Annotated in this window: 24 protein-coding genes and 1 other RNA gene; 10 read left to right on the forward strand and 15 right to left on the reverse strand. The window is 60.9% G+C overall.

The genetic code is table 11. The annotated features are described in order from the left end of the window. Positions 1–30 precede the first annotated feature (30 nt). A complete protein-coding gene (locus tag ACP15V_RS04230) occupies positions 31–891 on the reverse strand; it encodes a DMT family transporter (protein WP_424942419.1) in 861 nt (286 codons plus the stop codon). Further along, positions 888–1,829 carry a transcriptional regulator GcvA gene (gcvA, locus tag ACP15V_RS04235; RefSeq protein ID WP_424942420.1) on the reverse strand — a complete coding sequence of 314 codons (942 nt, stop codon included), beginning with the start codon at positions 1,827–1,829 and terminating at the stop codon, positions 888–890. The genes ACP15V_RS04230 and gcvA overlap by 4 nt, the downstream gene beginning before the upstream one ends. 103 nt (positions 1,830–1,932) lie before the next feature. Between gcvA and ACP15V_RS04240 the strand changes: the two genes are divergently transcribed. Next, positions 1,933–2,112 (forward strand): hypothetical protein, encoded by a 180-nt coding sequence (locus tag ACP15V_RS04240; RefSeq protein WP_424942421.1) that lies wholly within the window; start codon positions 1,933–1,935, stop codon positions 2,110–2,112. Here the strand turns inward: ACP15V_RS04240 and phbB are convergent, their stop codons facing one another. From phbB to ACP15V_RS04255, 3 genes are all read right to left on the reverse strand, one after another. After that, on the reverse strand, positions 2,113–2,835 hold the full coding sequence (gene phbB, locus ACP15V_RS04245; protein WP_424942422.1) for an acetoacetyl-CoA reductase: 723 nt from the start codon (positions 2,833–2,835) through the stop codon (positions 2,113–2,115). Between the two features lie 307 nt (positions 2,836–3,142). Then, positions 3,143–4,321, reverse strand: a complete 1,179-nt coding sequence (locus ACP15V_RS04250) for an acetyl-CoA C-acetyltransferase (protein WP_424942423.1) — start codon at positions 4,319–4,321, stop codon at positions 3,143–3,145. 271 nt (positions 4,322–4,592) lie between these two features. Next, the gene (locus tag ACP15V_RS04255) at positions 4,593–5,405 is read right to left on the reverse strand and encodes an EAL domain-containing protein (RefSeq protein WP_424942424.1); all 813 of its coding nucleotides are present in this window, start codon (positions 5,403–5,405) and stop codon (positions 4,593–4,595) included. A gap of 150 nt (positions 5,406–5,555) precedes the next feature. On the opposite strand from ACP15V_RS04255, the gene ACP15V_RS04260 reads away from it, so the two are divergent. After that, a complete protein-coding gene (locus tag ACP15V_RS04260) occupies positions 5,556–6,122 on the forward strand; it encodes a DNA-3-methyladenine glycosylase I (protein WP_424942425.1) in 567 nt (188 codons plus the stop codon). On the opposite strand, the gene ACP15V_RS04265 is transcribed toward ACP15V_RS04260, so the two are convergent. Both ACP15V_RS04265 and ACP15V_RS04270 read right to left on the reverse strand, forming a co-directional pair. Continuing rightward, positions 6,106–7,272: a lytic murein transglycosylase gene (locus tag ACP15V_RS04265; protein WP_424942426.1), complete on the reverse strand. Its 1,167-nt coding sequence runs from the start codon at positions 7,270–7,272 to the stop codon at positions 6,106–6,108. The two genes, ACP15V_RS04260 and ACP15V_RS04265, sit on opposite strands and share 17 nt — an antisense overlap. Before the next feature lie 235 nt (positions 7,273–7,507). Further along, the gene (locus tag ACP15V_RS04270) at positions 7,508–8,068 is read right to left on the reverse strand and encodes a TlpA family protein disulfide reductase (RefSeq protein ID WP_424942427.1); all 561 of its coding nucleotides are present in this window, start codon (positions 8,066–8,068) and stop codon (positions 7,508–7,510) included. Positions 8,069–8,117: 49 nt separating this feature from the next. On the opposite strand from ACP15V_RS04270, the gene argH reads away from it, so the two are divergent. The 3 genes from argH to ACP15V_RS04285 all read left to right on the forward strand — a co-directional run bounded on the left by argH (position 8,118) and on the right by ACP15V_RS04285 (position 13,611). After that, positions 8,118–9,500: an argininosuccinate lyase gene (argH, locus tag ACP15V_RS04275; RefSeq protein WP_424942724.1), complete on the forward strand. Its 1,383-nt coding sequence runs from the start codon at positions 8,118–8,120 to the stop codon at positions 9,498–9,500. Positions 9,501–9,786: 286 nt separating this feature from the next. Next, positions 9,787–11,052, forward strand: a complete 1,266-nt coding sequence (gene lysA / locus ACP15V_RS04280; RefSeq protein WP_424942428.1) for a diaminopimelate decarboxylase — start codon at positions 9,787–9,789, stop codon at positions 11,050–11,052. Between the two features lie 15 nt (positions 11,053–11,067). Further along, a complete protein-coding gene (locus tag ACP15V_RS04285; protein ID WP_424942429.1) occupies positions 11,068–13,611 on the forward strand; it encodes a TIGR02302 family protein in 2,544 nt (847 codons plus the stop codon). A 337-nt stretch (positions 13,612–13,948) separates the two neighbouring features. On the opposite strand, the gene recR is transcribed toward ACP15V_RS04285, so the two are convergent. From recR to ACP15V_RS04305, 4 genes are all read right to left on the reverse strand, one after another. Further along, a complete protein-coding gene (gene recR, locus ACP15V_RS04290) occupies positions 13,949–14,545 on the reverse strand; it encodes a recombination mediator RecR (protein WP_424942430.1) in 597 nt (198 codons plus the stop codon). 21 nt (positions 14,546–14,566) lie between these two features. After that, positions 14,567–14,911 (reverse strand): YbaB/EbfC family nucleoid-associated protein, encoded by a 345-nt coding sequence (locus ACP15V_RS04295; RefSeq protein WP_424942431.1) that lies wholly within the window; start codon positions 14,909–14,911, stop codon positions 14,567–14,569. A 66-nt stretch (positions 14,912–14,977) separates the two neighbouring features. Beyond that, positions 14,978–15,439 carry a hypothetical protein gene (locus ACP15V_RS04300; protein WP_424942432.1) on the reverse strand — a complete coding sequence of 154 codons (462 nt, stop codon included), beginning with the start codon at positions 15,437–15,439 and terminating at the stop codon, positions 14,978–14,980. Position 15,440: 1 nt separating this feature from the next. After that, positions 15,441–17,231 (reverse strand): DNA polymerase III subunit gamma/tau, encoded by a 1,791-nt coding sequence (locus tag ACP15V_RS04305; RefSeq protein ID WP_424942433.1) that lies wholly within the window; start codon positions 17,229–17,231, stop codon positions 15,441–15,443. Between the two features lie 119 nt (positions 17,232–17,350). Here ACP15V_RS04305 and ACP15V_RS04310 point away from each other — a divergent pair, with 119 nt between their 5' ends. Next, on the forward strand, positions 17,351–17,851 hold the full coding sequence (locus ACP15V_RS04310; protein ID WP_424942434.1) for a protein phosphatase: 501 nt from the start codon (positions 17,351–17,353) through the stop codon (positions 17,849–17,851). A gap of 6 nt (positions 17,852–17,857) precedes the next feature. Here ACP15V_RS04310 and rsgA read toward each other — a convergent pair whose 3' ends face one another. The 3 genes from rsgA to ACP15V_RS04325 form a co-directional block, all read right to left on the reverse strand. Continuing rightward, entirely contained in the window at positions 17,858–18,886 is a 1,029-nt protein-coding gene (gene rsgA / locus ACP15V_RS04315) for a ribosome small subunit-dependent GTPase A (RefSeq protein ID WP_424942435.1), read from the reverse strand. Between the two features lie 362 nt (positions 18,887–19,248). Next, an RNA gene (ffs, locus tag ACP15V_RS04320) (signal recognition particle sRNA small type) lies at positions 19,249–19,346 on the reverse strand. Positions 19,347–19,402: 56 nt separating this feature from the next. Then, positions 19,403–21,325, reverse strand: a complete 1,923-nt coding sequence (locus ACP15V_RS04325; protein WP_424942436.1) for a bifunctional 2',3'-cyclic-nucleotide 2'-phosphodiesterase/3'-nucleotidase — start codon at positions 21,323–21,325, stop codon at positions 19,403–19,405. A gap of 217 nt (positions 21,326–21,542) precedes the next feature. Here ACP15V_RS04325 and nudC point away from each other — a divergent pair, with 217 nt between their 5' ends. Next, positions 21,543–22,505, forward strand: a complete 963-nt coding sequence (gene nudC, locus ACP15V_RS04330) for an NAD(+) diphosphatase (RefSeq protein WP_424942437.1) — start codon at positions 21,543–21,545, stop codon at positions 22,503–22,505. 63 nt (positions 22,506–22,568) lie between these two features. Continuing rightward, on the forward strand, positions 22,569–23,030 hold the full coding sequence (locus tag ACP15V_RS04335) for an SRPBCC family protein (RefSeq protein ID WP_424942438.1): 462 nt from the start codon (positions 22,569–22,571) through the stop codon (positions 23,028–23,030). A gap of 36 nt (positions 23,031–23,066) precedes the next feature. Here the strand turns inward: ACP15V_RS04335 and ACP15V_RS04340 are convergent, their stop codons facing one another. Continuing rightward, positions 23,067–23,903: a prephenate dehydratase gene (locus tag ACP15V_RS04340; RefSeq protein WP_424942439.1), complete on the reverse strand. Its 837-nt coding sequence runs from the start codon at positions 23,901–23,903 to the stop codon at positions 23,067–23,069. A gap of 120 nt (positions 23,904–24,023) precedes the next feature. Between ACP15V_RS04340 and ACP15V_RS04345 the strand changes: the two genes are divergently transcribed. After that, entirely contained in the window at positions 24,024–24,560 is a 537-nt protein-coding gene (locus ACP15V_RS04345) for a c-type cytochrome (RefSeq protein WP_424942440.1), read from the forward strand. A 259-nt stretch (positions 24,561–24,819) separates the two neighbouring features. Next, the gene (locus ACP15V_RS04350) at positions 24,820–26,760 is read left to right on the forward strand and encodes an extracellular solute-binding protein (protein WP_424942441.1); all 1,941 of its coding nucleotides are present in this window, start codon (positions 24,820–24,822) and stop codon (positions 26,758–26,760) included. Positions 26,761–26,763: the final 3 nt, after the last annotated feature.

The raw sequence follows: 26,763 nt of genomic DNA on the forward strand, positions 1-26,763 counted from the left end.
ACCTCCATGCGCGCGCCAATCTGGCCGATCTCAATCGGCACCGGCGCGCGCCGCCAGCACGGCCCCCGCCGTGATCAGGAGACCTGCAAGCAAAAGCGACACGCTCGGCGTAGCCATCCCCGCTAAAATCAGCACCAGGGTCGACAGCAAAGGCGCGCCGTAAGAGGCGACGCCCAAGAGCTGAATATCGCCCTGTTTGACCCCCACATCCCAGACGTAAAAGGCCAGCCCAACGGGGCCGAGGCCAAGGCCAAGAATCGACAACCAGCCCACGGGTCTGTCCGGCCAGACCGTGTCTTCGAGCAAAAGATGCGCGCCCGTTGCCAACAGCGCTGTGGCCAGACAAAACACCACCACCGACGCGGTGGGGGTATCCCCCAAACGGCGGCTGAGCACCGAGTAGCCCGACCAGGTCAGCGCACAAAGAAAGGCCAACCCGTAACCAGGCAAGGCTTCGATGGAAAACCCGGCGGCCCCGCCCAAAACGATCAGCGCCGCCCCGGCAAAAGAGATCAGCGCGCCAATGACATGCATAGGTCGTAAATGCTCGCCCGGCAGCAGACCGGAAAACAGCACGATCAACAACGGCCAGAGATAGGCAATCAACCCGGCCTCTGCGGCAGGCGCCATGCGCAAGGCGGAGAAATACAGCGCGTGATAGCCAAACAGCCCCAATGTGCCAAAGGCGTAGACCCGCCACGAGATCCCGCGCAAAACCGAAAAGCCGCCTGTTGCCCCGATCCAGACCAGACCGAGCACCCCGCCAATGGTGAAACACAATGCGGCGAGCTGAAACGGGGGCACCGGCGACGACCCGACGGTGAACACCGCCAGAAGCGCCCAAAGAAGCACCGCGACAAAGCCGACCGAGGTGGCCCGCGAACGGGTCATGTCAGCGTCTCAACCGGGATGATTTCCATCCCATCGGACACATGCGCCGTCTTGTCGATCTCGTCCAGCATCCAATCGCGCAGCGCCCGGATTTCGGGGCGGGTTTCCCGACCCAACGCGCAAAGAAAGCGGAAATGGGCGCGGGTGGAAATTGCGATCCCATAGGGCGCAACCAGACGCCGCTCCATCAAATCCTTGGAGACAAAAAACCGGCGTCCCAGCGCCACCCCGGCGCCTGCCAACGCCGCATCCAGCGCGTGATCGGCCTGGTTAAAGCGCAGGGCAGGTTGTGGATTGGCTGACATACCTGCCGCACGAAACCAGGCCGCCCAATCACACCGCGGTTGCAGGAAATCAATCGAGTGGTCCGTGATCAAAGGCGCCTCCAGCAGCGCGTTAGGCGTCGGAAATTTCGCCGCCATTTCCGGGGTCATGACTGGGGTGATCCATTCTTCGGATAGCGGGTGCGAAAACAGCCCACCATCAGGGCCGTACCCGAAACGGATTGCCACATCCACCTCATCGCGCGACAGATCCACCATGTTCAGGCTGGCCGCAAAGCGCAGTTCGACCTCGGGATGGGCCTGGGCAAAGGCATACATGCGCGGGGCCAGCCATTTCGAGGTGAAGGCCGGGCCGGCGGTGACGGTCAGCACATTGGTTTCAAGGCTACGCCGCGCGGCGCGCCAGGCGGCGGAGAGGGTTTCGAACCCTTCCTGCGCGCCGGGGGCCAGCGCACGGCCCGCCTCGGTCAGCTCCACCGCGCGATTGAGGCGATAGAAGAGCGGCCCGCCCAGGTGTTCCTCCAGCGATTTGATCTGAAACGAAAGCGCGGCCGGGGTCACGTGCAGCTCGCTCGCCGCCTTTTGAAACGACATGTGGCGGGCGGCGGCATCAAAGGCACGCAGGGCGGTCAGCGGGGGAAGACGATCGGACATATCAGGTCAATATCACTTAACTGAACGGCGAGAAAGTCTCGTTTGTTACTTTTTATACAATCGTTCAATGTGGGTGCAGATAAGTGAAACTTGAGGAAACACCATGCTGGAAACACCCGATCTGACCGAGATGCATCACCACTACCAGCGCGCCCATGCGCTGCGGGCACAGGCGTTTCGTGACCTGTTCACCCTGCGCTGGCTGCGCCTGTCCACGTGGACTCGGCCCATAAAAAAACGGGCCGCGACATCGCGACCCGCAGTGCACTCTTGTCCGGCGTGATCAGACGAAAAACTGTGCGCCGTTCGCGCTGATGGTCGAGCCGTTGATGAACTCGGATTTCTCATCCGCCAGGAACGCCACACAGCGGGCGATCTCTTCCGGTTCCCCCAGACGGCCGGCCGGGATCTGGCCGATGATGGCTTCGCGCACTTTTTCCGGAACTGCCATCACCATTTCGGTGCCGATATAGCCCGGGCAAATGGCGTTGGCGGTGATGCCGAAACGCGCGCCTTCCTGGGCCAGTGATTTCACGATGCCCAGGTCACCCGCCTTGGTCGCCGCATAGTTCACCTGGCCAAACTGGCCTTTCTGACCATTGATCGAGCTGATCACGATCACGCGGCCATATTTGCGTTCGCGCATGCCGGGCCACAGCGGGTGGACGGTGTTGAACACGCCGGTCAGGTTGGTGTCGATCACTTCCTGCCACTGTTCCGGTGACATCTTGTGGAACGGCGCGTCACGGGTGATGCCGGCATTGGCAACAACAACGTCGATCGGGCCAAGGTCGGCTTCGACTTTTGCCAGACCCGCTTTCGAATCTTCATAGCTGCCCACGTTCCATTTGTAGGTTTTGATGCCGGTCTCTTCGGTGAAAGCGGCGGCTTTCTCGTCATTGCCTGCGTAGGTTGCAGCAACCTCATAGCCTTCGGCTTTCAGGGTTTTCGAAATTGCGGCGCCAATGCCGCGCGAGCCCCCGGTGACGAGTGCAACTTTTGCCATGGTGTGATCTCCCAAGATGAATTTCCTCTCGGTAATGTTATTACTTTGGGAAACAGGAAAGAGCAACAATATTACTGCACATTTTCTGCATTGCGGCTATTTTACTGCAATTGCAGCGAGATTTCCGGCAAATTGCTCTTTTTTCAACCGTTTTGGTCCGCTGCCACCGCAAGATTCTGCCCCATCCTGACGAATCAATCGTAAGGTGCAAGCCTTGGGTAAAACAATTGTAACAGCCCCCGGACTATCCCTGTCAGGCACAAAAAAAGGGCGCCGAAGCGCCCTTTCTGCGGGGTAATTGCGCGGCTTACGGGCGCTCAAGGCACATGGCCACACCCATACCACCACCGATGCAAAGCGTGGCGAGGCCCTTCTTGGCGTCGCGGCGCTTCATTTCAAACAGCAGCGTGTTCAGGATACGGCAGCCCGAGGCGCCGATCGGGTGGCCGATGGCAATCGCCCCACCGTTCACGTTCACAATCGACGGATCCCAGCCCATATCCTTGTTCACGGCACAGGCCTGCGCGGCGAAAGCTTCGTTGGCTTCGACCAGATCCAGGTCCCCCACGGCCCAACCGGCTTTGTCGAGCGCCTTGCGCGACGCGTAGATCGGCCCAACGCCCATGATCGACGGGTCCAGACCGGCGGTGGCGTAGGAAGCGATGCGGGCCAGCGGCTCCAACCCACGTTTTTCAGCCTCGTCTGCCGACATCAGCAGCACGGCCGCGGCGCCATCGTTGATGCCCGAGGCATTGGCCGCGGTCACCGACCCGCCGTCGCGCACGAACGCCGGGCGCAGTTTCTGCATGGCTTCGATGGTGGCACCGTGGCGGATGTATTCATCGCTATCAACCACGATGTCTCCCTTGCGGGTTTTCACGGTGAACGGGGTGATCTCATCGGCAAATTTGCCCGCTTTCTGGGCGGCTTCGGCTTTGTTTTGCGAGGCCACGGCAAATTCATCCTGCATATCGCGCGAAATCTGCCATTCATTGGCAACGTTTTCCGCGGTCTGCCCCATGTGATACCCGTTGAACGCATCCCACAGGCCATCCTTGATCATCGAGTCGATGAACTTCATGTCACCCATTTTGTGACCGGCGCGCAGATGGGCCACATGGGCGGACAGCGACATGTTTTCCTGACCGCCAGCGGCCACGATACCTGCGTCGCCCAGTTGAATGTGTTGTGCGGCCAGTGCCACGGCGCGCAGCCCCGAACCACAGACCTGGTTGATGCCCCAGGCTGCCGATTCCTTGGGCAGGCCCGCATTGATATGCGCCTGACGCGCGGGGTTTTGCCCTTGGCCGGCAGCAAGGACCTGGCCCAGAATGGTTTCATCCACTTCGGATTTTTCGATCCCGGCACGCTCGACGATGGCTTCCAAAACGGTCGCCCCCAGATCATGCGCCGGGGTGTTGGCAAACGAGCCAGAGAAGCTGCCAACCGCGGTACGTGCGGCCGATACGATTACGACATTGGTCATGGTCTTCCTCCACCTGATGCGTGTCGATCCCGGCTGTCCCCAGCTCTTTGTCGACCGCGTTCCTAAATCTATGCGTGCGGGTCACAGGCCACCGCCCTCCCCAAGGCAGGCCAACCCGCACGGCTATATTACGGTGCGGGCATCCTGTGCTGCATTGCAGAAAAAAGTCAAGCGTGGGAAATATTATGTTTTCATGGCCGCACAAGGCGCAATTTTCCATCGCCGCAATCACGTCACTGCCAGCCCCGCGATTGCCCGCCCGGTATAAAGTTCAGGCGGATTTCCCGAGAATCTGATTGACCTGCCAATAAGGGGTCAACGTGGGCACGCCGAAATAGTAGCCTTGCATACAGTCCATACCGATGGAGCTGAGAAACTCTGCATCTTCGAAGGTTTCGACATTTTCGGCCACGGCAAACATGTCCAGCTTATGCGCCAATTCTAACAAAGCTTCGGTCAGGACCTGCGCATCGGGATCACCATGCACCCCTTCGATCAGTTCGCCATCAATCTTGATCAGGTCGAAGTAGAAATCTTTGAGGTATTTGAAAGATGTATATCCCGCCCCAAAATCATCCAGGGCAAAGCTGATCCCCTTCATCTGCATGTCATCCATGAAAGATCGCACCAAATCGGGCTGTGTCAGCGCGGTGCGTTCGGTGATTTCGATGATCAGCCGTTCCCCGACGGTTGGATCCTCATGCAGGGCCCGCAACAACGCTTCGTTCCACGGGGCATAGCCGATGGTCAGGGCGGACATGTTGATCGACAGGCGCAGACTTGGTTCTTCCAGTAGAGAGGCGAGGCCTTTTTCGATTGCCAATGCATCCAGCTGCCGCCCCATATCGGTGTCTTCCACCACATCAATGAAATCCTTGGCCGGAATGACCCGCCCCTGTTGGTCGGTGACCCGCAACAATCCTTCGTAAAACGCCATGCGATCCGGTTGTGCGGTCTGCACCACCGGCTGATACGCCAATTTCACCTGTTTGTGGGCCAACGCCACCCGCACCATATCAAGCGTTTCGCTTTGACGTTTCTGCATCGCGAAATCCAGCGGGTTGCTTTTGCGTTTGTTGCTCATTTCATCCCCATTCGGCGAACCAATCCGCCTGCAGTGATCACTTTCCCAGTGTCGCCATTTTGGGAACAAACGTGCTAACAAGCTGTAAAAGGTGAACTTTGCCTAAAATTCGAACGGCTGAGGACCAAGCATTTGATATCAGGGGAAAACATGCAGCGCTGCAGCTGGTGCGGAGAGGATCCGCTTTACCAACATTATCACGACACCGAATGGGGTGTGCCCGAACGGGATGGCCGCGCCCTGTGGGAAAAATTGATTCTCGACGGGTTTCAGGCTGGTCTCAGCTGGATCACCATTCTCAGAAAGCGCGACAATTTTCGCGCGGCTTTTGAAGGGTTCGACCCCGAGGTGATCGCCACATGGGGTGAAGATGACGTCACCCGCCTGCTGAGCGATGCTGGCATCATCCGCCATCGCGGCAAAATCGCGGCGACCATCACCAATGCGCAGGCCTATCTGGATCTGGGGGGCCCTGATGCATTTGCCAAAATGATCTGGGACTACGTCGATGGGCAGCCCCTTGTGGGGCATTACGCAACACAGGCCGAGGTCCCAACCGCATCCGACCTCAGCACGCTAATCTCTAAAGACCTGAAAAAAGCCGGGTTCAAATTTTGCGGCCCCACCATCGTTTATGCCTGGCTCGAGGCCTGCGGTGTGTTCATGAACCACACACAAGACTGCCACCGCTACCCGACCCTCAGCGCAACCGGCTAAGCAACGCCCCGCTGGGCACCCCGGTTTCCCGCATCCCCTGCGCCCGTTCATAGGCACGGATCGCGGCGCGGCCCTTTTCGCCGATCACCCCGTCGGGCCGCCCGGCCTTGAACCCCGCCGCGTTCAGGCGCTTTTGCAGCTCAACCCGTTCGCCCGTGCTCATCCCCCAGGGGTTGCGGGGATAACCGGCACGCAACGGGCCTTCGCCCGCCAAACGGTCCGCCAGATGACCCACGCTGATCGCGTAACTATCGGCATAATTGTAGGTCTTGATGACGTGGAAATTGGGATAGATCATCAGCGCAGGCCCCTTTGGCCCCGCAGGCAGGATCACCGCCCCCGCGCGCGCCCCTTTCAAGGCTCGCCCGCCCGGGCGCGTCACGCCAAGCTTGGCCCAATCATCCGCACGCCGGGGGAAAACCCGCCCGGTCAGCGCCAGGTCAAACCCTTGCGGCAACACCACTTCCTGCCCCCAGCGCGGCCCCTTCGACCACCCATTGGCCTTTAGGAACGCCGCGGTCGAGGCCAGCGCATCCGTGGGATCATCGCCCCAAATGTTGCGCCGCCCATCCCCGTCATGATCCACCGCATGTTTCAGAAAGGAACTGGGCATGAATTGCGTGTGCCCCATCGCCCCCGCATAAGACCCGTTCATCCGCGCGGGCGACACATCCCCCGCCTGCAGGATTTTCAGCGCAGCCAAAAGCTCCGCCTCGAACTGTTCGCGCCGACGTCCTTCATAGGCCAGAGAGGCCAGCGCCGACAGGGTGGGCGTGCTGCCGCGAAACCCGCCGAAACTGCTCTCCATCCCCCAGATCGCCACCAGAATATAGCGCGGCACGCCGTATCGCCGCTCCAACCTGTCAAACAGACCGGCATATTTGCGCAGCATGGCTTTGCCCGTGTTGATCCGGGACGAAGAAGCCGCGGAGGAGATGTAAAACTCCAACGACTTGGCCGTTTCCGCGGGCTTGCGATCCGAGGCCACCACCTTGGACAAATAGCTGACCCCCTTCAGGTGCTGCGTCGTTGCAGAGGAAATCCCCGCCGCCCGCGCCCGGCGCTCGAACCCAGACAGCCACGCGCGAAACCCGGCATCCGCCCACGCCATGCGCGGCGCCAACGCGCCGCCCACCAAACCTGCCAACATCAACCGCCTTGAAACCATAAAAAAATCTCCCTTGAATGGGACTACAATACCCACTCACTGCCGCGTCTCAAGCACCCAAGACGCGTTCAGCATGCGCCCGCCCATCCTCTTTTCCTTGTTGGAAATATCCCGGGGTGAGGACAAAGTCCGAGGGGCAGCGCCCCTTTAGGCTCATCGCAGATGAGCCACCCCCAAGCGGCGGCGCCCTCGTCAGAGGGCAACACAGCGCGGGAGCTTACCCCTCGCCCGCAATCAAGGAAGACAGAATCGCCCTGGCGCTGTCGGAATTCCAGTCCGCGTCCCCGGTCATGCGGGCAATTTCATTGCCCTCGCGATCCAGAATAATCGTCACCGGAAGACCTAAAACCCCCATTTCCCGCGACAGGGTTTGCGGCAGATCGGTGTAGATCGGCAGAACCTCAACCCCGGTCTCGGCATAAAGCTTTTCAATCGCGGGCATCCGGTTGCGCCCGGTGGCAATCGGCAGCACGGTGAAGTCGTCCCCGCCCAATGCCTGTTCCAGCGCATCGAGCGACGGCATCTCCTTGCGGCACGGCGCGCACCACACCGCCCAGAAGTTCAAAAGCGTGACCTTGCCTCGAAACTCTTCCAGCGTATGTTCGCGGCCATCCGCCGCCAAAAACGCGGTGGTGCCTGCGGGTTTCGGCTCGGCATGGAACACCAGCTTCTTCATCTCGCCCTCACGCATCGCTTCCAAAGCCGCGGTATCGGCCAAGGCAGCATTTGCACCAAGCACAAGGGACGCGTATAGCAGGGCGGAACGCAAGACAGACATAAGACCTCCGAAGGGCAAGACCATGAGTAACGACAAGCAAGCCAATGCCATGTGGGGCGGCCGGTTCTCTGCCGGACCCGACGCAATCATGGAAGCGATTAACGCATCGATCGGCTATGACCAGCGCATGGCCCGACAGGATATCGACGGCTCGCGCGCCCATGCCGCCATGTTGGCCGCCACAGGCGTGATAAAAGATAGCGATGCGAAGGCGATCCGTGAAGGGCTTCTCACCGTCTTGTCAGAGATCGAGAACGGTTCGTTCCAGTTTTCGACCGCCCTCGAAGACATTCACATGAATGTCGAAGCCCGCCTGAAAGAGGTCGTGGGCGAACCCGCAGGTCGTCTGCACACGGCGCGAAGCCGCAATGATCAGGTCGCGACCGATTTCAAACTTTGGGTGCGCGGCCAGATGGACGCCGCCATCGAAGGGCTGACCGCGCTGGTGCGCGCCCTTCTGTCGCAGGCCGAGATGGGCGCCGATTGGGTGATGCCTGGCTTTACCCACCTGCAAACCGCCCAGCCGGTGACATGGGGCCATCATATGATGGCCTATGTCGAGATGTTTGGCCGTGACATTTCCCGTTTTCAGGACGCGCGCAAACGGATGAATGAATGCCCCCTGGGCTCTGCCGCGTTGGCCGGGACATCGTTCCCAATTGATCGTCACATGACGGCGCAGACGCTGGGGTTTGACCGCCCCACCGCCAACTCGCTGGATGCCGTGGCGGATCGCGATTTTGCGCTGGAGTTCCTGTCTGCCTCGACCCTGACCGCCATGCACCTCAGCCGTCTGGCCGAAGAACTGGTGATCTGGTCGTCGGCGCAATTCCGCTTTGTGCGCATGTCCGACAAATGGTCCACCGGGTCGTCGATCATGCCGCAAAAACGCAACCCGGACGCCGCCGAACTGCTACGCGCCAAGATCGGCCGGATCATGGGCGCAAATGTGGGCCTGATGACCGTGATGAAGGGTCTGCCGCTGGCCTATTCCAAGGACATGCAGGAAGACAAGGAACAGGTCTTTGACGCCGCCGACAACCTGATGCTCGGCTTGGCCGCCATGACCGGCATGGTCAGCGACATGGAAGGGCAGCGCGAAAATCTTGAGGCCGCTGCGGCCTCGGGCTTCTCGACCGCCACCGACCTGGCCGACTGGCTGGTGCGCGCGCTCAACATGCCGTTCCGTGATGCCCACCACGTGACAGGGTCGCTGGTGGCGATGGCCGAGGGCAAGGGCTGTGACCTGCCGGATCTCACGCTGGAGGACATGCAATCGGTGCATGACGCGATCACCAAGGATGTGTTTGACGTGCTGGGCGTACACAATTCGGTCGCCTCACGCACATCTTACGGCGGCACGGCCCCCTCTGAGGTGCGCAAGCAGATCTCCCGCTGGACAGAAAAACTGGGGCAGGAGAAGCTCGCATGATCCGCGCGGTTTTGATCGTTGCCCTTCTGGGGCTGGTGGGCTGTGGCGCGGATGGGGAACCGATCCGCCCTGGGTCACCCGAGGACACGGTGGCGCAGTAAGCGCCGTTCAGGTTGAAGACTGCAAACGCCAGCCCGTTCGGCTGGCGTTTTCTTATTGCGAGGCGCTGCCTCGCGCTCCGGGATATTTGCGGACCAAAGATGGCAGCGGTTCTTGTTGAAAGCGGGTTTCAGTTCCGCTAGGGCAGAGGGCAGCGCAGACAGACCAACAAGGACAGGGCGAAGCCGTGGATCATTTCCTTTACCGCGACGGTGTATTGCACGCCGAAGATGTTGCCATTCCCGAGATTGCGGCCCAGGTGGGCACGCCGTTTTACGTTTATTCGGCGGCGACGTTGAAACGCCACATCTCGCTGTTTACCGAAGCGTTGGCGTGGACGGATCATTTGGTGTGCTTCGCGGTGAAGTCGAATTCCAATCTGGCGGTTCTGAAACTGTTGGGGGACATGGGTGCGGGCATGGACGTGGTGTCGGGCGGCGAATTGCGCCGGGCGATTGCCGCGGGCGTGCCGGGCGAGCGGATTGTGTTTTCCGGCGTGGGCAAGACCCGTGACGAAATGCGTCTGGCGCTGTCGCAGGGCATTCGCCAGTTCAATCTGGAAAGCGAGCCGGAATATCGCGCGCTGTCCGAGGTGGCCAGCGAAATGGGGGTTGAAGCGCCCGTAGCTGTGCGGGTCAACCCGGATGTGGACGCGAAGACTCATGCCAAAATCTCGACCGGGAAATCGGAAAACAAGTTCGGCATTCCAATTGCCCGCGCGCGTGAGGTTTACGCCGAGATTGCCAAGCTGCGCGGCCTGAAAGTGGTTGGCATTGACGTTCATATCGGCAGCCAACTGACCGATCTGGAGCCGTTTCGCCAAGCCTATCAGAAGGTTGCGGAGCTGACCGAAGCCTTGCGTTTGGACGGTCATGACATCACACGGCTCGATCTGGGCGGCGGGCTTGGCATCCCTTATGAGCGTTCCAACGACGCGCCGCCGCTGCCGATCGAATACGGCCAGATGGTGCGCGAAACGGTCGGCCATCTGGGCTGCGAGATCGAGATTGAGCCGGGGCGGCTGGTGTCAGGCAATGCGGGGCTGATGGTGAGTTCCGTGATCTATGTGAAAGAGGGCGAAGGCCGCGATTTCCTGATTGTGGATGCGGCGATGAACGACCTTGTGCGCCCTGCCATGTATGAGGCGCATCACGATATTATCCCCGTGCTGGAAGCCCAGCCCGGCCTTGAGCCAAAAGGGTACGACATTGTTGGGCCGATCTGCGAAACCGGTGACACTTTTGCGAAGGGCCGCAATATGGCGCCGCTGAAATCGGACGATCTGATCGCGTTCCGCTCTGCCGGGGCCTATGGCGCGGTGATGGCGTCGGAATACAATTCCCGCCCGCTGATCCCCGAGGTTCTGGTCTCTGGTGAGCAATTTTCCGTTATCCGCGCCCGTCCCACCTATGAAGAAATGCTGGACCGCGATACGATCCCTGAATGGATCTAAGCAATACGGGGTGACATGACCCGGCCCAACCTTTCGCCCGAGCTGATGAAACAGCTGCGCTGGCCCCTGCGATTGACATGGGCCGCGATGGGGTTGGAACGGGGGTGGCGCGCGTTTTGGCCTTTGGTCAGCGTGCTGATGGTCGCCACGGCCTGGGCCCGGTTTGTGGGCTTTACGCCCCTGTGTTTCGTGGTGCTGGGCGTCTCTGTTCTTGCCACTTTGGTCTGGGGCATACGCCGGTTTCGCTGGCCGGTGCAGGGCGAGGTTGAAGCCCGGTTGGATGGTCAAATCCCCCAACGCCCCTTGGCTGCGTTGCGCGACAACACGGCAATTGGGGGCGACGACCCGGTGTCACAGTCCATCTGGCAGGCGCATCAGACGCGCATGGCCGCGCTCGCCGCGACGGCCAAAGCCGAAGCACCAGACCTGCGGGTGGCGGATCGTGACCCCTTTGCGTTGCGCCTGATCGCGACGGTGGCCTGCGTGATGGCACTGATGTTCGGCGTGGCCCCGCAGGCGGCGCAGGGCCCGGTTATCCCACCCAACCCTGACTGTCTGGATTGCCCCAGCCCTCTGGCCTGGGAAGGTTGGATTGAGCCGCCCGCCTACACAGGCCAGCCCAGCCTTTACCTGAATGATCAACCATCAGGCCCCCTGCCCGTGCCCGCGGGCAGCCGCCTGACCTTGCGCTTTTACGGGTTGGACACGGCGCCGATTGACTTGGGCGGTGACCTGATAGATGGCCCGCCCCAGGAGGTGATGGAGACCGAGATCACCCGAAACGGCACGCTGACCATTGGGCGGGATGGCCCCGAATGGAGCATTACAGCCATTGGCGACCTTCCCCCCGATATCCGCCCCGAAGGCGAGATGACGCGGCAGATTTCGGGCCAGTTTCAACAGGCGTTCCTCGCGGTGGACGATCATGGCGTCATCCTAGGGGCGGCACAGATCGACCTGGCATTGGAGCGGGTGGATCGCCGCCATGGGCTGGCCTTGCCCCCCGATCCGCGCCCGACCCTGACGGTGGACCTGCCGCGCCCCTATCGCGGCGATTTGCGTCTGATCGAAGAGGTATGGGAGGAAAACCTGGCCGAACACCCCTGGGCAGGCCTGCCCACCAAGATCACCCTGCTGGCCGAAGATGGTGCCGGGCAGGAAGGGCGCGCTACGCCCCTTGACCTGACCCTGCCCGCGCGCCGGTTTTTCGCCCCCGAAGCACGTGCGCTGATCGAACTGCGCCGAGACCTGTTGTGGGCAAGCGCGGGCGCCCCTCGGGTGGCCCAGATCCTGCGCGCCATCCTGCACCGGCCTGACGGGCTGTCGCTGCCCGAGGGCACTTACCTGTCGCTGCGCGCGGTGATCCGGGAGCTCGAAACGGCGATTGACGTCGGGCTGACCAGCAAGGATCAGAACACTCTCGCCGCAACTCTGTGGGACATTGCGCTGCAGATCGAGGACACCGGGCTCAACGATGCCCGCGAGCGGCTGGCGCGTGCGCAGGAGCGGCTGGAACAGGCGATGCGGGACGGGGCCACGGAAGAAGAACTGTCCGAGCTGATGGACGAACTGCGCGACGCGATGAAGGACTATCTGGATCGTCTGGCGCAAAACCCGGATCAGGGCCAGCAACAGCCCCTGCCGGATGGCGAGCAGATGGAAATGAGCTCTGCCGATCTGGACGCGATGATGGAACGGATCGAAGAACTGATGCGCGAAGGGCGCATGGACGAGGCGATGCAGATGCTTGATGCGTTGCGCCGGATGATGGAAAACATGCAGGTCACCCAAGGGGGCAGCGAAGGTGAGGGACAACAGGCGCGCGACGGGCTGGCAGACACTTTGCGCCAGCAACAGGGTCTGTCGGACGAAGCCTTCCGCGATCTTCAGGAACAGGGGGGTCAGGGCAATCAGGCGGGTGAAAGCCAGGGCAACACCGGGCGCGATGGTGGCCAGGGTCGCGGGCAAAGCCATTCGGGTGAAGGACAATCCGGCCAGGGTCAGTCGGGCGAAGGACAATCTGGCGAAGCGGGTGATCAGGGGGACACCGGACAAAACGGCGCAGGCCTTGCCCAGCGGCAACGCGAGCTACAGGATCAGTTGGACGCGCAACGCCGCAACCTGCCTGGCGCCGGATCCGAGGCCGGCAACGCGGCGCGCGATGCGCTCGGGGCGGCCGGACGCGCAATGGGGGATGCGGCGGACGCCCTTGAGGACGGAGACCTTGCCGGTGCGCTGGACCGACAGGCCGAAGCGATGGAAGCCCTGCGAGAGGGGTTGCGCCAATTTGATGACGCGATGAATTCTCAACAGGCCGGGCGCGAAGGGCAGCAAGGCCAGACCGGGCAGGATCAGGGCAGTCGGAACGCCCGTGATCCCCTGGGGCGTAGCACCGGCAGCCAGTCGGGAATGGGCGCCACCGATGGCGGTTATGTCACCGAAGAAGACCTGCGACGGCGCGCCCAGGAGCTCACCGACGAGCTGCGCCGCCGGTCAGGGGAAACCACCCGCCCTGAGGAAGAGCGGGAGTATATCGAACGGTTGCTGGACCAGTTCTGATGGTCCGACACTGAGCGAGAAGAAGGGGGCGCTGCCCCCTCGACCTGCGGTCTCACCCCCGGGATATTTCCAACCAGAAAATAACGGAATGTTAACCATGTTCTGAGAGGCTGGATGTGCGGTACAGTCGGGGACGCCGATGACCGCACCAGGAAATGAGGGAACTCATTGGGGGAGGTCGCTTGGCCTCCCTTTCCTATTTCTGGCCTCTCCATTTCCTGGGTGCAAATATCCCGGGGTGAGCGAGCTTGCCTCGCGAGGGGCAGCGCCCCTCATCCGCGTCGCATGAGCGGCGCTTATCAAGCCCGAGCGACGCGAGGCCCGCTTGGCAGCAGGGTCACATCCGTTTGCGGGCGTTCAAAGCGGCGGAAATGGTGCCTTCGTCCAGATAATCCAGCTCGCCGCCGACCGGCACCCCTTGGGCCAGCGTGGACACCACGCAGCGCCCTTCCAGCTCTTCGGCGATATAATGGGCGGTTGTCTGGCCATCCACGGTGGCGTTTAGCGCCAGGATCACCTCTTGCACCTCTTCATCCGCGACACGGGCAGCGAGGCGTGGGATGCCGAGGTCATCAGGCCCAACCGCATCCAGCGCCGACAATGTGCCGCCCAGCACGTGATAGCGCCCCTTGAAGATCCCGGCGCGCTCCATCGCCCACAGGTCGGCCACATCCTCGACCACGCAGATCTCGCCATTGGCGCGTTTGTTCGAGGTGCAGATGTCGCATTGATCCGAGGTCGAGACATTGCCGCAGGTCACGCATTCCCGCGCCGTTTCCGCCACCGCCTGCATGGCGTCCGCCAGCGGCATCAGGACCAGCGCGCGTTTGCGGATCAGGTGCAGCACCGCGCGCCGGGCGGAGCGCGGCCCAAGCCCGGGCAGCTTGGCCATCAACTCGATCAGGTTCTCGATATCGCGCGGCGCTTCACTCATCCCGGATCACATCCCCGCCGTTCAGAACGGCAGGTTCATGTCCTTGGGCAGACCAAGGCTTTCGGTCAGCTCCGCCATTTCGCGCTGCGAACGGTCCTGCGCCTTGGCCTGAGCGTCTTTGATCGCGGCCAGGATCAGATCCTCGACCACTTCTTTTTCATCGGGGTTAAAGATGGTCGGATCAATGTCCAACCCGGTCAGCACGCCCTTGGCCGTCGCCGTGGCCTTGACCAGCCCGGCGCCGCTTTCACCCACCACGGTGATGGTTTCCAGGCTTTCCTGCATCTCCGCCATGCGGGTCTGCATTTCCTGCGCCTTTTTCATCATCCCGGCCATATCGCCGAGCCCACCCAGTCCTTTGAACATCTGATGCTCCTCACGTTTCAACTTGGGTCTTAGATACGGGTCGGGGTCCGGGGTTACAAGGTCGGGTTACGCGCGCGCCCATACCAATGTTGCAATCGTCTTGAATTGAGACACCCCCATGGAGCGCCGTTCATTGCGCGCTTTCGACCCCGGCGCATCCAGTCGTGCAATAACGTCGGCGCGGCAGGCTTCCCAAATCTGGAACACCTCATAAGGCCCGTCCATCAGCACCAACATCACCATATCAAACTCCGCATCGGTGTTGATCTTGGACACCCGCCCCCAGTTTTTCCCGGCACGTTTCCAGCGCCCTTTGATCTGGATTTTTTCCGGCCCGCGCGCACCTTGGCGAACCGCATCAAACCCGGGCATCCGGGCATCGGCCAATTCCAGCCCGAGCAAACGCGCCGCTTCCCCTTCGGCGATCTCGCCCGTGACCCCCAAAGGTTTTCCGGTCGCCGCATAATACTCCACAGCCAGCGCCTTGACCTCTTCAAGGATGATGTAGGGGGAACGGAGTTGGGCCACCTCACTCCTCTTCAAACGGATCCCATTCATCTTCGACCTCTTGCAACCCCTCGGTGGCGGCTTCCTGCGCCAGGTCTTCGGCCGACCGGATCTCGGTCACTTTCGCCTTCGGGAAGGCCGCAATCACCGCCTGCACAAGCGGATGCGCCTCTGCCTCTTGCCGCAGGGCGAGCTTTTCACGGTTCTGGACCTCGTAAACCGTGGGTTCCTCGCAGCCATTGACCAGCGTGACGCCCCAGCGCACTCCGGTCCAGCCATGCAATCTCTGTGCGAGCCGCGCGGCGAGGTCTTGCGGGGCGTTGTGGGCCGGGGTGAATTCGATCCGCCCCGGTTGATACGAGGCGAGGCGCACGTGCATTTCCACATCCACCAGCAGCTTGGCGTCACGATTGGTGCGGATCAGTTCCAATACATTTTCGAACCGCGCGTAATGCGCGAGCGCGCTGGCAGGGGCGTTGGCCACGGCCAGCGCGGTGGGGCCGGATGCTCCGCCTGACCCGGATGGTCCCGACGCATAACCGCCCATCGCAGTGCCGCCGCCATTGCCATTTGGAACAGGCGCGCCCCCTCCGCCACCCGGCGCCGGGGGCGGTACTGGCACGTCTTTCAGCTTTTTCACCAGCTCTTCCGGGGTCGGCAGATCGGCCACATGGGTCATGCGAATGACCGCCATTTCCGCGGCCATCATCGCGTTGGGGGCATGGGCCACCTCTTCCAATGCGGTCAGCAACATCTGCCACATGCGCGACAGGACCCGCATTGGCAGCTTTTCCGCCATCGCCTGACCACGAGTGCGTTCATCAGGCGACACGGTGGGGTCTTCGGCGGCCTCGGGCGTGATCTTGATCACGCTGACCCAATGGGCCACCTCGGCCAGATCCCGCAGCACCGCCATCGGGTCCGCCCCATCGGCATATTGCGCCCCGATTTCGGAGAGCGCGCCTGCCGCATCGCCGCGCATGATCAGGTCAAACAGGTCCAGAACCCGGCCGCGATCTGCCAAGCCAAGCATCGCGCGCACCTGATCGGCGGTGGTTTCCCCGGCGCCGTGCGAAATGGCCTGATCAAGGAGCGATTGCGCGTCACGGGCCGATCCCTCGGCGGCGCGGGTAATGAGCGCCAGCGCGTCCTCGGCAATCTCGGCGCCCTCAGCGGTGGCAATGCGTTTCAGCATCGCCAGCATGTCTTCGGGTTCGATTCGTCTGAGATCAAAGCGCTGGCAGCGCGAGAGCACCGTGACCGGCACTTTGCGGATTTCCGTGGTCGCGAAGATGAACTTCACATGGGCGGGCGGTTCCTCCAGCGTTTTGAGCAGCGCGTTAAATGCGCTGGTCGACAGCATGTGAACCTCATCGATGATGTAGATCTTGTAGCGGGCCGAGGCCGCCCGGTAATGCACACTTTCGATGATCTCGCGAATGTCGCCCACACCCGTGCGCGAGGCGGCGTCCATTTCCATCACATCCACGTGCCGCCCTTCGGCGATTGCCACGCAATGTTCGCACTTGCCACAGGGGTCCACCGTCGGGCCACCGGTGCCATCGGGGCCGATGCAGTTCATGCCCTTGGCGATGATCCTTGCGGTGGTGGTTTTGCCCACACCGCGAATGCCGGTCATCACAAAGGCCTGCGCAATCCGGTCGCTTTCAAAGGCGTTTTTCAGGGTGCGGACCATCGCCTCCTGCCCCACCAGATCGGCAAAGGTTTCCGGGCGGTATTTGCGCGCAAGCACCTGATAGGCTTGGGGTTCCTGCGAGGTATCCATTGCGGTGTCGACGGGGGTATCGGACATGAGAGCTTTCTGAACCGGATTCGTATTCCCGGCAGAGTACGGGGCCTTGGCACATTCGTCCACCGCTCGTCGTCCTGAATGAGGTGGCCCCGCGCGCGGCCTCGTGGTAGGCCGGAGACATGACACAAAGCTTCGCCATCCACACTCTCACCGCAGGCAAGGGCATGCTCGGCATCTGCCCCCTGCCCGGCCTTTTGTCGCCCTATCACGCGGACCTTGCCACAATTGAGGAATGGTCCCCCGATCTGGTGCTGACCATGACCGAAGAGGCAGAGCTGAACGCGGTTGGGGCTGCGGATTTCGGCGACGATCTGCAGGACCTCGGGATCAGTTGGTACGCGCTGCCCATTCGCGATTTTGGCGCGCCCGGCGCGGATGTGGAGCTGACATGGCCCGAAGTGTCGATGCTCGCCCTCGCGATCCTGCGGCAGGGTGGCAAGGTGCTGGCCCATTGTCGTGGTGGCTGTGGCCGGTCCGGCATGGCGGTGATGCGGTTGATGGTCGAGCTGGGCGAAGATCCAGAGACAGCCTTGGCGCGCCTTCGCGAAGCGCGTCCTTGTGCGGTGGAAACACAGGCGCAGCAGGACTGGGCCGCTGCGCCTGCGTCTGATCGCGGTTAGGGCGCGTTACCGCCCCTTCTTGTAATGCGCGTCGCGCACCACGCTGTTGACCATTTTGCCAAACGCCTTGTCGCGCGCGCGGGCTTCGGCCAGGGTTTCGGTGTTGCGCCGATCTTCGGCCTGCAACTTGCGCCAGCGTTTCAGGCGGTCCGGATCAAGATCCCCGTCCGCGATGGCGTTTTGCACCGCACAGCCCGGCTCGCCCTCATGCTGACAATCGGAAAACCGGCAGGACGCGGCCAGGGTCACGATGTCGTCGAACAACGCATCAATCCCCTCGCCCGCATCGGCCAGACGCAGGGCGCGCATTCCCGGCGTGTCGATCAGCCACGCGCCATTCCGCGTCGGCCGCAGCGACCGCGCGGTGGTGGTGTGGCGGCCTTTGGCGTCATCTTCGCGAATGCCCTGCGTGGCATCCTGCAAATCGCACAGCCCGTTCATCAAGGTGGTTTTACCCACGCCGGATGACCCGACCAAAGCTGCGGTTTGCCCCGGTGGCAGCCAGCTTTCCAACTGGGCAATGCCATCCGGGTCGTGCGCATTGACGGCGAGAACGGGCAAGGCCGGGGCCAGCCGTTCCGCCTCGCGCGTGACCACGCGGGGGTCGTCACACAGATCCGCTTTGGTCAGCACGAGAACCGCAAAGCTCCCGGCGTCATGGGCCAGGGCGAGATAGCGTTCAATGCGTGCCGGGTTGAAATCGGCGTTGCAGGACGAGGTGATGAACAGCACGTCCACGTTGGCCGCGATCAACTGAATGCGGGCGTCGGTGCCGGCAGCGCGGCGTTTCAGTTCCGTCTGCCGGTCAAACAGGTGGGTGATGCGGTTGGCCTGATCAGCCAGCACCCAGTCGCCCACGGCAAAATCGCCGGTGGAATGGTCGGTGGTGATCAGGGTCACTTCGCCTTCTGCGCCCAGCGCCGTCAGTCGGTCGCGATGCACGTCGCTGATGCGAAACGGGGTTTGCGCGTTGGTGTCGTCCAGTTGGCGCGCAAAGTGGTTGGACCATCCGAGGTCCTGAAGAGTGTATGTCATTGGTTTGCCTGTGTAGAGAACACAACATTTCCGGGCATCGCGATGCGATGTCGGAAGGGTGTATCAGGCAGAGATCCGGTGCGGCCAGCGATGCCGGGGTGGATCAGGAACGACCTGCCTGAAGGGTGTTTGTCACAATCATAAAGTCCCTCCGTCTGGTGCGTTGTTGGCGTGTCCCATCTGGCGAATTGGCGTTCACCTGCTGGGGGTATTCTCCCTTTTGGTGAAACGGCATTTCACCTGTCGGGCTTGGTCGTAACCCTCGCGGCGATTGCGCCAATCACCTGCCGGGCTTGGATATACCCTCTCGGCGATTGTTCCAATCGCCTGTCGGGTGTTTCAAAATCTGCGATTTTGAAACGAGGTGAGAGGCTGAACACGACCCAAGCGGGGCTCGTTGTGGCTGCTTCCTTCCGGACCTGACCAGGTTGGCGAGGCGCCTGCCCGCGCCAACCTCTCGGGGATTCATATAGGCGGGTCGACGAAGGGATGCAAGCCTTGGGAAGCCCGCATATTTCATAGCATCAGCTCAAACATCGCAAATCCGCGCAGATCCTCTTCATTCATGTCCCGCACATTCAGACCGTCAATGGTTTCACTGTATTGCCGTGCCGCTGGCGAGGACGCAAAAACAACGCTCGCCCCATCAACGGGCGCAAATCGCCACTGCAATTCCGGCGTTAAATCAATATGTTCATGCTGTTCGATATGGTGGCGCACCAGATCCCGGATCGACATGGGGGTGACCGGAACAATCCGATCTGCTGCAATCGTTGGAAACCCGCCCCCGCCCCGGACGCGAAAATCGCTGGTGGCCAGAAGAAACTCGTCTTTATCCGTGACAGGGCGTCCGTTGAAATTCAGACCGCGAATGCGCGACGCCCCGGGATTTTGCAGCCGCCCCGCGGGCGAGTATCGCGCGGGCTGTGACAGGTCGACCTGATATCCAAGCCCCAACACGCTTTCCAGCAGATAGCCCGGCGTGCCCGCGTCCTTCAACATCTGCATCCGCCGTCCCGGCATCACCTGATTGAACACGCTGACGGCCCGTTCAAGCCAGTGTTTCAGATAGGCGCCGTTGGCGCGCACCAGGGAGATTTCATTGGGAAAGATATACAGGTCCGCAACCGACCGCAGGGTCAGCTCGCCCGCGTCAATGGCGGTATAATAGCCCGGCCCGCCCAGGCCGCCACATTTGAACGCAGCGGAAGAGGCCAGAACCGGCAGATCCGGCGCCGCCCCATAGCCGACCAGCTGCCGGGTGAAATCCACCATGGCCTGCTGCACCAGCCGGGTCGACAGATCCATCCCGGCCAGGGCGAAATAGCTGTAAAGATCCTGATGCACATACCCGATCCGGGTGCGCACATGCATCAAGGTGCTTTCGTGCAATGGGCCCAGAAGGTCGGATAATTCCGGCAAGGCCGTATCCGGTTGGCTTTCCGGCACTTCGCGCAGCTCCACCGGGCCGGTTTCCACCTGCCAGCCCTCGGGCGTTTCGAGGAAGTTCAGATCAATCACACCCAGATGAGATCCCCAGAACCCCGCAATCACCACTGGTTTTCCATTGATACATCCTGCGTCGGCATCCACCTCTGGATGCGCCAGCCAGGCGTGCTGCGTGCCCGAAGCCCCGGGTTGTGGCGGGTAATACTGGTGCGAATGCCCCCCGATGATGACGTCAATCCCATCAACTTTGCTCAGAGGGATGATCGCGTTTTCCATGCCTTCGCGGTGGTCTGCGACGCCGATGCCGCTATGGGCCAGCGCCACCACGACATCCACCCCCTTGGCCCGCAATTGCGGCACGAAATCACGGGCCGCGCGCAAAATGTCGCGCGTGCCCGGGGTTGGCGCGGCCTTGGTTCCCGCATGGATCGAGTTGGGCGGCAAAAAGCCAATCACCCCAATCCGCACCAGGTTCTCTTCGCCTTTATCGTCGATGAAATAGCGGTTCAGAATGGTGAAGGGCGGCATGAAGGTGCTGTCATGGGACGGTGTATCCCCTTTGTTCAGCACGATATTGGACGACACGATGGGAAACTCCGCCTGCTCGACGGCAGATAACAACACATCCACCCCCCGGTCGAAATCGTGATTTCCCAAGGTGGCGGCATCATAGCGCAGATGGTTCATCGCGGCGATCATCGGGTGCACCTGCTCGTCCGCTTTGCCCTGTTGGGCCTGTTCAACCACAAAATCCCCCATCGCGGTGCCATGCAGGAAATCACCCGCATCAAAGAGCAGTGTATTGCCTTCTTCGGTGCGGGCCTGTTGGATCAGCTTTGCGGTCTGTGACAGCCCCCAGCGGGCATTTGGCAGGTCTGTAAAATAATCATAGGGCAGGATATGCATGTGCAGATCCGTGGTCGCGAGCAACCGGACCCGCATCTGACGCGGTTTCGCTTCCATTTCTTCATCTGCCAAGGCATCTGTCATGCCCGCCTGCCTTTCACATCCACCACCGGAGGCAACATGTCATTGGATTTTCATTTGCACATTGCGTTGCGGTTTTCGGTTTTGCAAAAACAGCTTAACGTCGAAAAGAAGCACCCACCAGCAAAAGATGATATGCCGCTTTGAGTACTACCTAGAGACGAATTAACCCCACCTATGCACGGCCCGTCCGAAAATTGCACAACATATGGATATTTCAATGAAACTCTCAGAAACCGTTAGTTTTGGGGCAGGACAGCTGGATCGCGCAGCCCATCTGCGAAAGCACCCGGAGAAACTCGTTCAATTTCAACGCAATGGCGCATTCCTTCCTCTATGGCGCGGGAAACCCCTGGTGCGAGAGGCAAAGCCGGGTGATTTTCGGTTGGAACTGTTGCCGGGTGGGCATGAGATCATTGCAAACTGCAATGATGATCCGATCTTTCTGGGCCTCTCTGATGACACCCCGATATTTGCCTGCAACCTTCCCGATTGGGATGGTGTGTTGCAGCCAGACACAATGAGCTTTCTTGACACCGAAGCGCATCACCATCCCGGGGCACCAGAAGGGTCAGCGTTTCTAGAACTGCGCATGATGCTGACAGCTCTGTCCCCGAAAGAGGCCGAGATTGCCGCAACCGCCCGCGCGATCCTGGAGTGGCATCGCATCCACGGGTTTTGCGCCAATTGCGGGGCGGCGTCCGAGATTGCCGAGGCCGGGTGGCAGCGCAACTGCCCGTCCTGTGGGCGCATGCATTTTCCACGCACCGATCCTGTGGTGATCATGTTGATCACCCAAGGCAACCGCGTGTTGATCGGCCGCTCGCCGGGCTGGCCAGACGGGATGTATTCGCTTCTGGCAGGCTTCATGGAACCCGGTGAAACCATCGAGGCCGCCACCCGCCGCGAGGTGGTTGAAGAAACGGGCGTGAAGGTGGGGGCCGTTTCTTATCTTGCCTCGCAACCCTGGCCCTTCCCGGCCTCGCTCATGATTGGCACGCGCGGCGAGGCTTTGACGGATGAGATCACGCTGGACCCGAACGAACTTGAGGACGCGATCTGGCTGACCCGAGAAGAGATGATGCAAGCCTTCGCGGGTCAACTTGACGGTGTAAAGCCCGCGCGCGCCGGGTCGATCGCACATTTCCTGCTCAGAAACTGGCTTGCGGATCAGCTGGATTAAACGCAAATTAGCGCGCAACGATAAGTCCCGCCCCATGTCCGGGATGCGCCAAAGAGGTCGAGTATGAAATTCACCACCCGCGAAGATATTGCCGCTGATATCGAGTTTGTCTTTGCTTCTGTGTCGGATTTCGACGGAATGGAACGCGCGGCCCTGCGCCGCGGGGCCGAGGTGGTGCGCACCGACAATCTGGCTGCACCGGGCAAGGGCATGACCTGGAAGGCAAGCTTCATGTATCGCAATCGCGACCGTGACGCCAATCTGGAACTGACCGATTTTGACGCCCCATACGGGCTGACGCTGGTTTCCAAAGTGTCCGGCATCGAGGCCGAGGTGACGGTGGATCTTGTCTCGCTTTCGCCGCAACGCACCCGGATGAACCTGGATGTGGAGCTTAAGCCGAAATCCATCCCGGCACGGCTTTTGCTGCAATCGATGAAGCTGGCGCGGGCGAATATGGTGAAAAAATTCCGCCGCCGCGTCGCCGATTACGCGCAAAATATTGAAGACCGCGCCAAGCGGTAACTCCGCGCGGTCTTTCAAGTTCTCTGATCTTGCCCCTTAACTGTCGCGGCTTGGGTCGCGCGGATAGACGCCCAGAATATCCACCGTTTCGGTGAAGTGATCCAGTTCCTCCAGCGCCAGACGCACCCCCGGATCATCCGGATGGCCGTCGATATCGGCATAGAATCGCGTCGCGGTGAACGACCCGTCGACCATATAGCTTTCCAGTTTGGTCATGTTCACCCCGTTGGTGGCAAAGCCACCCATCGCCTTGTAAAGCGCGGCAGGAATGTTGCGCACCTGAAAGACAAAGGTGGTGATCATGCCGTGTTCGCCGCGCCGCTGGTGGTTCGGCTCGCGCCCCATGATCACAAACCGCGTGGTGTTGTGACCGTGGTCTTCCACATCCTCGGCCAAGACATCCAGCCCATAGATCTCGCCCGCCAGCGACGAGGCCAACACCCCTTCGCCAGCCACCTTGGTTTTCGCCAGCTTCGCCGCCGCCCCCGCGCTGTCGGCCGCCGCAACGCCCTTGATCCCGTGCAGTTTCAGGAAATTCGCCGATTGCGGCAAAAGCACCAGATGCGCCCGCACCAGGTTGATATCGTCAACCTTGCTGCCCGGCAGGCCCAGAAGGCTGATCCGCACGCGCACAAAGGCTTCGTCCAGAACATGCAGACCACTTTCCGGCAGCAGCCGGTGAATGTCGGCCACCCGGCCATAGGTCGAGTTTTCAATCGGCAGCATCGCCTGATCCGCAGCGCCCGAGCGCACGGCCCCGATCACCTCTTCAAAGGTCTCACAGGGCATCGCCTCCATATCCGGGCGCGCCTTGATGCAGGCCTCGTGTGAATAGGCTCCGGGTTCCCCCTGAAATGCGATGCGACCGGTCATTTGGTGCGTTCCTTCTGCGGCTAGGGCAAATTGTCCCTGTGAACTAGCGTCATATCGCTTGAAATGGCGGTTGGGAAGCGGCTAGAAGGCTTCTAACTTTATGATGAGACGGGACGCGACATGTTCGACACTATGACACTGACGAAAGCTGGCGGGGCCATCTGCGGTGCCCTGCTGATCCTTCTTTTGGGCAACTGGGTTGCCACCGGGCTTTATGCCTCGGGCGGCGACCACGGCCATGCCGGTGAAGACCATGCCGCGACCGGCTATGTGATTGCCCTGGCAGACGATGCCGGGGAAGAGGCCGAAGAAGTGGAAGAGGTTCCTTTTGCTGACCTTCTGGCCGCTGCCGATCCTGCCAAAGGGGAAAAGGCCTGGAGCAAGTGTAAAGCCTGCCACAAGCTGGAAGATGGCGCCAATGGCACCGGCCCGCACCTTTATGGTGTTGTCGATCGTCCGATCGCCTCGGTTGCCGGGTTTGGCTATTCGGACGTCCTGGCCGGCATGAGCGACAAGGCCTGGACCGCAGACGAGCTGAACGCCTGGCTGGAAAACCCGAAAGCTTACGCTCCGGGCAACAAGATGACCTTCAAGGGCCTCAAGAAAGAGACCGACCGCGCCAACCTGATCGCCTATCTGCAAACGATCGGCGGCTAAGCGCCCGGGGGTCCCCCAAAGACTTCGATAAAAGGCCGTCAGCCCGCGCTGGCGGCCTTTCATTTTGCGCATCCCCAGCACAAGCGGACAGCAAAACACCGCTTATCCCCACGCAGGTTTGATCCGGCGCGAGTTTCCTTTGCCAAGTTTGGGATTCACACAGTTCCTAAAACGCTTTAACGTCCCAAAGGAATACCACGCCTGTCCGGTTTCACGGCAGGTTGTGAACCTGCAACCAGATGACATCAGGAGATCCATCATGACCTCATCGCGCTTTGGCCCCGTATCCCGTCGCACGGCCCTTGGTCTGATCGGTGCGGGAACGGCGGTGGGGCTCGGCGGCATTCCACGCACGGGCTGGGCATCGGGCACGGCGGGGGCTGGCGGGAAACTGATCCGCAGCCATGGCTATTCCTTTTATGGGGATCTGCAATACCCGGCGGATTTCCCCCATCTCACTTATGTCAATCCAGACGCCCCGAAAGGCGGCACCATCACCCTGTCGGAACGCGGGACGTTTGATGGCTTCAACCGATGGTCTTGGAAATCAGGCGATCCGGAAGTGAACTCATCTGTTGTGGCGGAAAGCATGTTTGGAGAAATGCCCTTTGGCGGCGGCATTCCTGCGGATAATATTACTGACAGCTATGGTCTGATTGCAGAAAGCGTGGAATACCCAGAAGATCAGTCCTATTGCATCTTCCACATGCGCCCCGAGGCGCGGTTCCGCGACGGATCTCCGCTGACCGCACATGACGCCGCTTTCACGCATAATCTGTTTCTGGAACAGGGCATCCGGTCTTACGCGCGGTCGGTCAAGGAACGGATCACCGCGGTCGAGGTTCTGGACGATCACACCATCAAATACACCTTCGCAGACGGGATTTCCCGCCGGTCGCTGATTTCTCAGGTGGGCGGCACACCGATCTTTTCGAAAGCGTGGTATGAGGAAACCGGCGAACGGCTGGACGAGGGGTCATTGAAATCCCCCATGGCCAGCGGGCCCTACCAACTGGATGATTACGAGCTGAACCGTTTTGTGGTTTACAAGCGCAACCCCGACTATTGGGGCTGGCATCTGCCAATCAACCAAGGCCGCCATAATTTCGACTATGTCCGGTTTGAATATTACACCGATGACACTGCAGAATTTGAGGCGTTCAAGGCCGGCGAGGTCACGTTCCGCCCCGAAGGCAGCACCAAACGCTGGGCCACCGGGTATGATTTCCCAGCGGTGAAAAATGGCGATGTGATCCAGGAAGAAATCGCGCTGGCCAATCCGCCGACCAACACCGGCATCATCTTCAACACGCTGAAAACACCGCTGGACGACAAGACCGTGCGCCATGCGCTGTCGCTTTTGTTCAACTTCGAATGGGTCAGCAAATCGCTGCAATACGGCCTGACCACCCAGCGCCATTCCTTTTCGCAAGGGTCGGACGTGATGGCAGAAGGGATGCCGGAAGGCAAAGAGCTTGAAGTGCTGAAATCACTTGGCGACCTGGTGCCGGAAGAGATGCTGACAACACCCGCTGTTATGGCGCACAGCTCGAACCCAGCCAAACCATCTGACCGGAAAAACAAGCGCAAGGCCCTGAAACTGCTCAGTTCTGTTGGCTGGGAGGTCGATGATGCGGGGGTCATGCGCGATGCGTCGGGCGCGCCAATGGCGCTGGAGTTCCTGCTATCCTCGGCCACGTCGAACACCGCCGAGGCGATCATCACCGCCTATGTGAAGGCCTTGCAGGATACCGGGATTGAGGCGCGCGCTGAAAAGATCGACGCCGCCCAGTTGCAACGCCGGTTCCTCGACAAAGACTATGACATGCTGTTCACACGCTACCTGTCCTTTGAACAGGCGGGCACGGGTCTGCGTCAGCTCTTTGGGTCGGAAACCGCTGAGGTGTCGTCCTACAACCCGGCCACCCTGCGCAGCCCGTTGGTGGATGCCCTCATCACAACCGCGCTGGACACGACAACCCGTGAAGACGAGGTTGCGGCCCTGAAGGCGCTGGATCGCGCCCTGCGTTATGAACGCATCATGGTGCACGCGGGCTTTGTGCCCGAAACCTGGCTGGCCTATTTCGACTTTTACGAACACCCCGAAAACCTGCCCCCCCATGCCACGGGGTTCCTTGACTTCTGGTGGGTCAACGAAGAGAAATACGCCGCTTTGAAATCCAAAGGTGTGTTGAGGTAATCC

This window comes from Aliiroseovarius crassostreae, from assembly GCF_049803815.1.
GTDB lineage: Bacteria > Pseudomonadota > Alphaproteobacteria > Rhodobacterales > Rhodobacteraceae > Aliiroseovarius > Aliiroseovarius crassostreae_A.

Coding starts and splice junctions, on each gene's coding strand:
- ACP15V_RS04230 (WP_424942419.1), bottom strand. CDS start 891: ATGACCCGTTCGCGGGCCACCTCGGTCGGCTTTGTCGCGGTGCTTCTT.
- gcvA (WP_424942420.1), bottom strand. CDS start 1,829: ATGTCCGATCGTCTTCCCCCGCTGACCGCCCTGCGTGCCTTTGATGCC.
- ACP15V_RS04240 (WP_424942421.1), top strand. CDS start 1,933: ATGCTGGAAACACCCGATCTGACCGAGATGCATCACCACTACCAGCGC.
- phbB (WP_424942422.1), bottom strand. CDS start 2,835: ATGGCAAAAGTTGCACTCGTCACCGGGGGCTCGCGCGGCATTGGCGCC.
- ACP15V_RS04250 (WP_424942423.1), bottom strand. CDS start 4,321: ATGACCAATGTCGTAATCGTATCGGCCGCACGTACCGCGGTTGGCAGC.
- ACP15V_RS04255 (WP_424942424.1), bottom strand. CDS start 5,405: ATGAGCAACAAACGCAAAAGCAACCCGCTGGATTTCGCGATGCAGAAA.
- ACP15V_RS04260 (WP_424942425.1), top strand. CDS start 5,556: ATGCAGCGCTGCAGCTGGTGCGGAGAGGATCCGCTTTACCAACATTAT.
- ACP15V_RS04265 (WP_424942426.1), bottom strand. CDS start 7,272: ATGTTGGCAGGTTTGGTGGGCGGCGCGTTGGCGCCGCGCATGGCGTGG.
- ACP15V_RS04270 (WP_424942427.1), bottom strand. CDS start 8,068: ATGTCTGTCTTGCGTTCCGCCCTGCTATACGCGTCCCTTGTGCTTGGT.
- argH (WP_424942724.1), top strand. CDS start 8,118: ATGTGGGGCGGCCGGTTCTCTGCCGGACCCGACGCAATCATGGAAGCG.
- ACP15V_RS04285 (WP_424942429.1), top strand. CDS start 11,068: ATGACCCGGCCCAACCTTTCGCCCGAGCTGATGAAACAGCTGCGCTGG.
- recR (WP_424942430.1), bottom strand. CDS start 14,545: ATGAGTGAAGCGCCGCGCGATATCGAGAACCTGATCGAGTTGATGGCC.
- ACP15V_RS04295 (WP_424942431.1), bottom strand. CDS start 14,911: ATGTTCAAAGGACTGGGTGGGCTCGGCGATATGGCCGGGATGATGAAA.
- ACP15V_RS04305 (WP_424942433.1), bottom strand. CDS start 17,231: ATGTCCGATACCCCCGTCGACACCGCAATGGATACCTCGCAGGAACCC.
- ACP15V_RS04310 (WP_424942434.1), top strand. CDS start 17,351: ATGACACAAAGCTTCGCCATCCACACTCTCACCGCAGGCAAGGGCATG.
- rsgA (WP_424942435.1), bottom strand. CDS start 18,886: ATGACATACACTCTTCAGGACCTCGGATGGTCCAACCACTTTGCGCGC.
- ACP15V_RS04325 (WP_424942436.1), bottom strand. CDS start 21,325: ATGACAGATGCCTTGGCAGATGAAGAAATGGAAGCGAAACCGCGTCAG.
- nudC (WP_424942437.1), top strand. CDS start 21,543: ATGAAACTCTCAGAAACCGTTAGTTTTGGGGCAGGACAGCTGGATCGC.
- ACP15V_RS04335 (WP_424942438.1), top strand. CDS start 22,569: ATGAAATTCACCACCCGCGAAGATATTGCCGCTGATATCGAGTTTGTC.
- ACP15V_RS04340 (WP_424942439.1), bottom strand. CDS start 23,903: ATGACCGGTCGCATCGCATTTCAGGGGGAACCCGGAGCCTATTCACAC.
- ACP15V_RS04345 (WP_424942440.1), top strand. CDS start 24,024: ATGTTCGACACTATGACACTGACGAAAGCTGGCGGGGCCATCTGCGGT.
- ACP15V_RS04350 (WP_424942441.1), top strand. CDS start 24,820: ATGACCTCATCGCGCTTTGGCCCCGTATCCCGTCGCACGGCCCTTGGT.